This window comes from Cellulomonas algicola, assembly GCF_003851725.1.
Classification (GTDB): Bacteria; Actinomycetota; Actinomycetes; order Actinomycetales; family Cellulomonadaceae; genus Cellulomonas; species Cellulomonas algicola.
The window spans coordinates 1-6,864 of sequence record NZ_BHYL01000091.1 but is presented as its reverse complement, the minus strand read 5'-3'; the positions used below and the strand labels follow the sequence as shown (position 1 = coordinate 6,864).

General features: G+C 73.5%; 7 protein-coding genes and 1 pseudogene. 6 read left to right on the top strand and 2 right to left on the bottom strand.

Going from position 1 to position 6,864, the window contains the following annotated elements; genetic code table 11:
• The 3 genes and pseudogenes from CTKZ_RS21450 to CTKZ_RS06815 all read left to right on the top strand — a co-directional run.
• Positions 1–458, top strand: a pseudogene (locus tag CTKZ_RS21450) (hypothetical protein); the annotation flags it as partial.
• A gap of 210 nt (positions 459–668) precedes the next feature.
• Complete coding sequence (locus tag CTKZ_RS06820) at positions 669–1,358, top strand: DedA family protein (RefSeq protein ID WP_124342249.1); 690 nt, start codon at positions 669–671, stop codon at positions 1,356–1,358.
• Positions 1,359–1,611: 253 nt separating this feature from the next.
• A complete protein-coding gene (locus CTKZ_RS06815; RefSeq protein WP_124342248.1) occupies positions 1,612–2,175 on the top strand; it encodes a hypothetical protein in 564 nt (187 codons plus the stop codon).
• Between the two features lie 19 nt (positions 2,176–2,194).
• Here the strand turns inward: CTKZ_RS06815 and coaA are convergent, their stop codons facing one another.
• On the bottom strand, positions 2,195–3,145 hold the full coding sequence (gene coaA, locus CTKZ_RS06810; RefSeq protein ID WP_124342247.1) for a type I pantothenate kinase: 951 nt from the start codon (positions 3,143–3,145) through the stop codon (positions 2,195–2,197).
• Positions 3,146–3,268: 123 nt separating this feature from the next.
• Here coaA and glmS point away from each other — a divergent pair, with 123 nt between their 5' ends.
• Entirely contained in the window at positions 3,269–5,125 is a 1,857-nt protein-coding gene (gene glmS / locus CTKZ_RS06805; RefSeq protein ID WP_124342246.1) for a glutamine--fructose-6-phosphate transaminase (isomerizing), read from the top strand.
• A 31-nt stretch (positions 5,126–5,156) separates the two neighbouring features.
• Positions 5,157–5,510: a holo-ACP synthase gene (locus tag CTKZ_RS06800; RefSeq protein ID WP_124342245.1), complete on the top strand. Its 354-nt coding sequence runs from the start codon at positions 5,157–5,159 to the stop codon at positions 5,508–5,510.
• Between the two features lie 39 nt (positions 5,511–5,549).
• Here CTKZ_RS06800 and CTKZ_RS06795 read toward each other — a convergent pair whose 3' ends face one another.
• Positions 5,550–6,542 (bottom strand): LLM class F420-dependent oxidoreductase, encoded by a 993-nt coding sequence (locus CTKZ_RS06795; protein WP_124342244.1) that lies wholly within the window; start codon positions 6,540–6,542, stop codon positions 5,550–5,552.
• 39 nt (positions 6,543–6,581) lie between these two features.
• Here CTKZ_RS06795 and CTKZ_RS06790 point away from each other — a divergent pair.
• Positions 6,582–6,864 (top strand): NAD(P)H-hydrate epimerase (locus CTKZ_RS06790; protein ID WP_307720289.1); only part of this gene is annotated, 283 nt, incomplete at its 3' end.

The window sequence follows — 6,864 nt, the reverse complement described above, 5'->3', positions numbered from 1 at the left end:
CCCTCGGGCTGCGCTGGGCGAGCGAGCCGCGCCCGACGACCGCGGCGCGGGCGCTCGGCTTCGACCTCGGCGCGGTGCCCGACGACGGTGCCGTGCCGGACGCTGCCGCGTCCGCCGACCCTGCCGCGTCCGACGGCGCTCCCGCGTCCGACGACGCTCCCGCATCCGACGACGCTCCCGTCCCGGCGGAACCCCGGGTGGGCGCCCACGCCGCGACCGGCCCGGAGGTCGACCTCGACGCCGCCGACAACGCCGCACCCGTCGCGGAGGGCGCGCCGGCGGCGAACCCCGACGGCGGCGCGGGACGTGCGGGAGACGTCGAGGCCGGTGCCGCCCGAGCGGGCGACGTCGAGGCCGGTGCGGCCCGGACCGACGACGTCGACGCGTCGGGGTCGGCGGCCGACGGCGAGCCGGCGTCGGACGGGGACCCCGTCGGAGGTCAGCGCCCCGCGTCCTGACCGGTCGGCGCCGTCCTGCCACGTCGGCGCCGCCGGGGCCTCCCCCCGGAGGAGGAGGGCGGTCCGACCTGCCTGCACCCGACGGCTCGTTCGGGGTGACCTCAGGGATGATCCGGGGGTGTCCCCTATATCGGCGGCGCTGCCCCGGGTCCTACCGTGGGAGTCACGACGCCGGTCCGCAAGGCCGGCGCCCGACGACCTGGAGGACGCGTGGAGGCATGGGTGCTGGCCCTGGTGGGCTCACCGTGGGTCTTCGTCGTGCTGTACCTCTTCGCGACGATCGACGGGTTCTTCCCGCCCATCCCCAGCGAGTCGGTCGTCATCGCGCTGGCCACGCTGGCCATGGCGCAGGGCGAGCCGAACCTGGTGCTCGTGATCCTGGTCGCCGCCGCCGGCGCGTTCACGGGTGACCAGATCGCGTACCAGATCGGGACGAAGGTCAAGGTGCGCGAGGTCCGCTTCCTGCGCTCGGCCCGGGCGCAGGCGACCATCGACTGGGCGGAGCGCGCGCTCGAGCACCGCGGGGCGTCGTTCATCATCGCCGCGCGGTACATCCCGGTCGGCCGGGTGGCGGTCAACATGACCGCGGGCGCGCTGGGGTACAGCCGCCGCAGGTTCAGCGCGCTCGCGGCGCTCGCCGCGCTCACGTGGGGCGTCTACTCGACGGCGATCGGCATCGGTGCCGCGGCGTGGCTCGGGCACAACCCGATCCTCGCGGTGGTCGTGGGTGTCGTCGGCGGCGTGCTGCTCGGCGTGGTCATCGACTGGCTGCTGCGCCGCTACCAGGCTCTCGCGCAGCGCCGCCGGGCCCGGGTCCACCACGCCCCCGCGGTGCCGCTGCGCAGCGTCGAGGCGTCGGCGCACCGCCGCGCCGTGGCCGAGGACGACGCCGTCGCCTGACGTCCCCGGGTCACGGTCTGCTCACGATCGGACCGCGGCTGCTAACGATCCGGTGTCGACCGCGACGTGCGCGCCGGAGCGTGCCTACGCTCGTCTCGGGTCGACAGGGCAGTCGGCACTCCCTGCGACCCGTGTGGCCTCCCGGCCTGCTGTCCGCGGGGCTATACGACAGGGGGCAGACATGGCAGGGGAACCGCACGAGAGACGCACGTCCCGACGACGGGGTCGGCGGTCGTCCGGCGTACGCGGGGGCGTGGCCGCGCTCGTCGTCGCCGGGATCGCCGCGGCCGGCGGGTGCGCGAGTGCGCCGACGGTGACGCGGCAGGCCGAGGCGCGGGTCGCGGTGCAGGCGGACTGCCTCGACCCGGAGGTCGTCCGCGAGCTCGGGCTCGTGCTCGAGGACCGGACGGCCGCGGCCGAGGAGACCGGTCCGGCCGCGACGCCGGGCGCCGTGCCCGAGGACTTCGCGGCGTCGAGCGTGCTCGTGTGCTCCGCGTCCGGCACGCTCAAGTCCGCGTCCGGCACGTGGGCGGCGGTGACCGAGAGCCGGCGCGAGGGGGATCTCGCCCCGCTGCTCGCCGCTCTCGAGCGGCCGTCGCAGGAGCCGTCGGGAGCGTGCGAGACGTCGGGGGCGGTGCCGACGGTGCTGTGGCTGGTCGACGCGCTCGGGCGAGCGGTTCGGCCCGTGTGGCCGACCGACGCGTGCGGCGCGCCGGTCGCGGACGTGCTCGCGGCGCTGGACGCTCTGCACGAGACGGACACGACCGAGTTCCCCGTGGAGCGGGTCACGCCGACGGGTCCGCCGTCGGGCCGCTGACGCACGGAGCCTCGGACGCTCAGAGCTTGCGCAGGCGCACGCGCTCGACGGAGTGGTCGGAGCCCTTCGTCAGCACGAGAGTCGCGCGGCTGCGGGTCGGCAGGATGTTCTGCTGCAGGTTGGGCGCGTTGATCGTGTCCCAGATGCGCTCGGCGCGCTCGACGGCCTCGTCGTCGGAGAGCGACGCGTACCGGTGGAAGTACGACTCGGGCTGGGCGAACGCGGTCGAGCGGAGGCTCAGGAACCGGTCGACGTACCACTGGCGGATGTCGGTCGTGCGGGCGTCGACGTAGATCGAGAAGTCGAAGAAGTCGCTGACCGCCAGGTTGGACGTGCCCTCGCTCGTCGGTCGCGCGGGCTGCAGCACGTTGAGACCTTCGACGACCAGCACGTCGGGGCGGTTCACGACGATCTCGCGGCCGGGGACGATGTCGTACGTCAGGTGGTCGTAGACGGGCGCCCGGACCTCGGGGCGGCCGGCCTTGACCTTGGAGACGAACCGCAGCAGCGCGCGCCGGTCGTACGACTCGGGGAAACCCTTGCGCTCCATGAGCCCGCGCCGCTCGAGCTCGGCGTTGGGGTAGAGGAACCCGTCGGTCGTGACGAGCTGGACGCGCGGCGTCGCGGGCCAGCGCGCCAGGAGCTCGCGCAGCAGCCGGGCGGTCGTCGACTTGCCGACCGCGACGGACCCGGCGACGCCGATCACGAACGGCGTGCCGCCGACGTCCTCGCGCAGGAACGTGCTCGACGCCGCGTGGAGGCCGCGGGTCGCCTCGATGTGCAGGTCGAGCAGGCGCGAGATGGGCCGGTAGATCGCGTCGACCTCGGCGAGGTCGATCGGGTCCCCCAGGCCGGCGAGACGGTCGACGTCCGCGTCGGTGAGGGGCAGCGGCGTCGAGGCCGAGAGCCGACGCCACGCGTCGCGGTCCAGGTCGACGTACGGCGTGGCCGGGGTGAGCGACGGTGGCACGGGACGATTGTGCCGGACGACGACGTCGACCGTCCGACGTGCGTCCGGTGGTGGCGTCCGGGCACGCCGTGACGGTGCTCACCCCCGCCGGTCACCCGCCGCACGCCCGTTAGACTCGCGGCCATGTGTGGAATCGTGGGCTACGTCGGATCCCAGACCGCGAGCGACCGCCCGTTGGACGTCGTCCTCGAAGGTCTCCGACGGCTCGAGTACCGCGGGTACGACTCGGCGGGGGTGGCGCTCGTCGGCCCCGACGGCGAGCTCGACACCGCGAAGAAGGCCGGCAAGCTCGCGAACCTCGTCGAGGAGCTCGACGCCCACCCGCTCGCCGAGGCCACCGCAGCGATCGGCCACACCCGGTGGGCCACGCACGGCGGACCCACCGACGTCAACGCGCACCCGCACGTCTCGGGCCGGCTCGCGCTGATCCACAACGGCATCGTCGAGAACTTCGCGACCCTCAAGGCCGAGCTCCTCGCCGAGGGCGTGGAGTTCGAGTCGGAGACCGACACCGAGGTCGCCGCGCACCTCGTCTCGCGCGCCTACGACCGCACGGGCGACCTGACCAAGGCCGTGACCGAGGTCGCGCGCACGCTGCACGGCACGTTCACCCTGCTCGCGGTGCACGCCGACGCGCCCGACGTCGTCGTCGGCGCCCGCCACGACTCGCCGCTCGTCGTCGGCCTCGGCGAGGGCGAGAACTTCCTCGGCTCCGACGTCGCCGCGTTCATCGCGCACACGCGCGAGGCGCTCGAGCTCGGCCAGGACCAGGTCGTGACCATTACGCCGACCGCGGTCACCGTGACCGACTTCGACGGCAAGCCCGCCGACGCACGGCGCTACACCGTGGACTGGGACGCCGCCGCCGCCGAGAAGGGCGGCTTCCCGTCCTTCATGGACAAGGAGATCCACGACCAGCCGCACGCGGTCGCGGACACGCTGCTGGGCCGCACCGACGCGCACGGCCGCCTCGTGCTCGACGAGATCCGCATCGACGAGTCGGTGCTGCGGTCCGTCGACAAGATCGTCGTCATCGCGTGCGGCACCGCCGCCTACGCGGGCCACGTCGCGAAGTACGCGATCGAGCACTGGTGCCGCATCCCCGTCGAGGTCGAGCTCGCGCACGAGTTCCGGTACCGGGACCCCGTCGTCAACGAGCAGACGCTCGTCGTCGCGGTGTCGCAGTCGGGCGAGACGATGGACACGCTCATGGCCGTCCGGCACGCGCGCGAGCAGGGCGCCAAGGTCCTGGCCATCGTCAACACGCACGGCTCGACGATCCCGCGCGAGTCCGACGCGGTGCTCTACACGCACGCCGGCCCGGAGATCGCGGTCGCGTCGACCAAGGCGTTCCTCGCGCAGATCACCGCCGCGTACCTGCTCGGCCTGTACCTCGCGCAGCTGCGCGGCAACAAGTTCGCCGACGAGGTCACCGCGATCCTCGACGAGCTCCGCGCGATGCCCGACAAGATCCAGCAGGTCATCGACCGCTCGGGCCGCGTCCGGGAGATCGCGCGCTGGATGGCGGACACGCAGTCCGTGCTGTTCCTCGGCCGGCACGTCGGCTTCCCCGTCGCGATGGAGGGGGCGCTCAAGCTCAAGGAGCTCGCGTACATCCACGCCGAGGGCTTCGCCGCCGGTGAGCTCAAGCACGGCCCGATCGCGCTCATCGAGCCCGGTCAGCCGGTGTTCGTCGTGGTCCCGTCGCCGCGCGGGCGCGACTCGCTGCACTCCAAGGTCGTGTCGAACATCCAGGAGATCCGCGCGCGTGGTGCCCGCACGCTCGTGATCGCCGAGGACGGCGACGAGGCCGTGCGCCCCTACGCCGACGAGGTGTTCTACGTGCCGCAGGCGCCGACGCTCCTCGCGCCGCTGCTCGCCGTCGTGCCCCTGCAGGTGTTCGCGTGCGAGCTCGCGACCGCCAAGGGCCTCGACGTGGACCAGCCCCGCAACCTCGCGAAGTCCGTCACCGTCGAGTGACGGGACCGGCTCGGGGCGTCGGGAGGCGCGCGTGATCGTCGGCGTCGGCATCGACGTCGTCGACATCGCGCGGTTCGTCGACACCCTGCACCGCGTCCCGGCACTGCGCGCGAAGCTGTTCACGCCCGCGGAGCGGGCGATGCCCGAGACGTCGCTCGCCGCGCGGTTCGCCGTCAAGGAGGCGCTCGCCAAGTCGCTCGGCGCCCCGCCCGGCCTGCACTGGCACGACGCGCAGGTGCCGCGCACGGCCGGGTCGCAGCCGGTGCTCGAGGTCACCGGAACGGTCGCCGCCCGCGCCGCCGAGCTCGGCGTCGCACGGTTCCACCTGTCGATCTCGCACGACGCGGGCATCGCGTCCGCCGTGGTGATCGCCGAGCGCGACTGACGCCGGCGCGAGCGGGAGCGCCCGCGCCGGCGTCGTCCGTCAGGCGGAGCGCAGCGCGGGCACGACCTCGCGCTCGAAGAGCTCGATGCCCGAGCGGTCGTAGGCGGCCTCCGCGAAGTACGTGATCGCGTACGTCATGCCGAGCGTCTCGAGGTGCTTCAGCTTCTCGACGAGCTGCTCCGGGGTGCCGACGAGCACGCCCTTGCGGAACTCCTCGGCGACCTCCGGGGCCTTGTTCGGCACGGTCAGCGACAGGTGCTCCTCGACCCAGGCCATGCGGTCGTCGACGTCGGCCTCGGTCTCGCCGATGACGACGTTGAAGTTCGACGAGCGCGTGATCTCCTCGAACGGCCGGCCGATGGCCTCGCAGTGGCCGCGCAGCACCTCCGACTTGTGCGTGAAGACGTCGGGGTGGCCGTCGAAGTTGGTGAACTGCGCGTGCTCGGCGGCGATGCGCAGCGTCTTCTGCTCGCCGCCGCCCGCGATCCACAGCGGCGGGCCGTCGACCTGCAGGGGGAGCGGCGCGAGCTGCGCGCCGTCGACCTGGTAGTGCTTCCCGTCGAAGGTGGCGACCCCGTTGGTCCAGAGCTGCTTGAAGATCTGCACGCCCTCGTCGAGCATCGCGAGCCGCTCGCCCGCGCGCGGGAAGCCGTAGCCGTACGCGCGCCACTCGTGCTCGTACCAGCCGGCGCCGATGCCCATCTGCACGCGGCCGCCCGAGATCACGTCGGCGGTCGCGGCGACCTTCGCGAGGTAGGCGGGGTTGCGGTACGCCATGCACGTGCACATCTGGCCGAGCTTCACGCGCGACGTCGTCGCCGCGTACGCGTTGATGAGGCTCCACGCCTCGTGCGTCGCCTCGCCGTTGGGCTCGGGCACCGCGTGGAAGTGGTCGTACACCCAGATCGAGTCGAAGGCGTCGCCCTGGTCGGCGTGCTGGGCGAGCCCGTTCATCACCGACCAGTGGTCGCGGGGCTCGATGCCCGTGAGGTCCTGACGCCAGCCCTGAGGGATGAAGAGTCCGAAGCGCATGCTCGGCACGTTACCTGCGCGCACGCCAGGATGAGACTCGTGCTGCTCTCGTGGAACGCCGCCTCCGTCCGTGCCGCCGAGGAGCCCTTGCTCGACGCGGGCGTCCCGCTCATGGAGCGCGCCGCGTTCGCGCTGCACGTCGCGGTCGTGCGCGAGGTCGTGCGGCGTCGCGGCCGGTTCGCCGGCGCGCGCGTCGTCGTGCTCGCCGGGGCCGGGAACAACGGGGGAGACGCGCTGCACGCAGGCGCCCTGCTCGCGCGGCGCGGTGCGCGCGTGCGGGTGGTCGCGACCGCGGACCGGCTGCACGAGGGCGGCCTCGCGG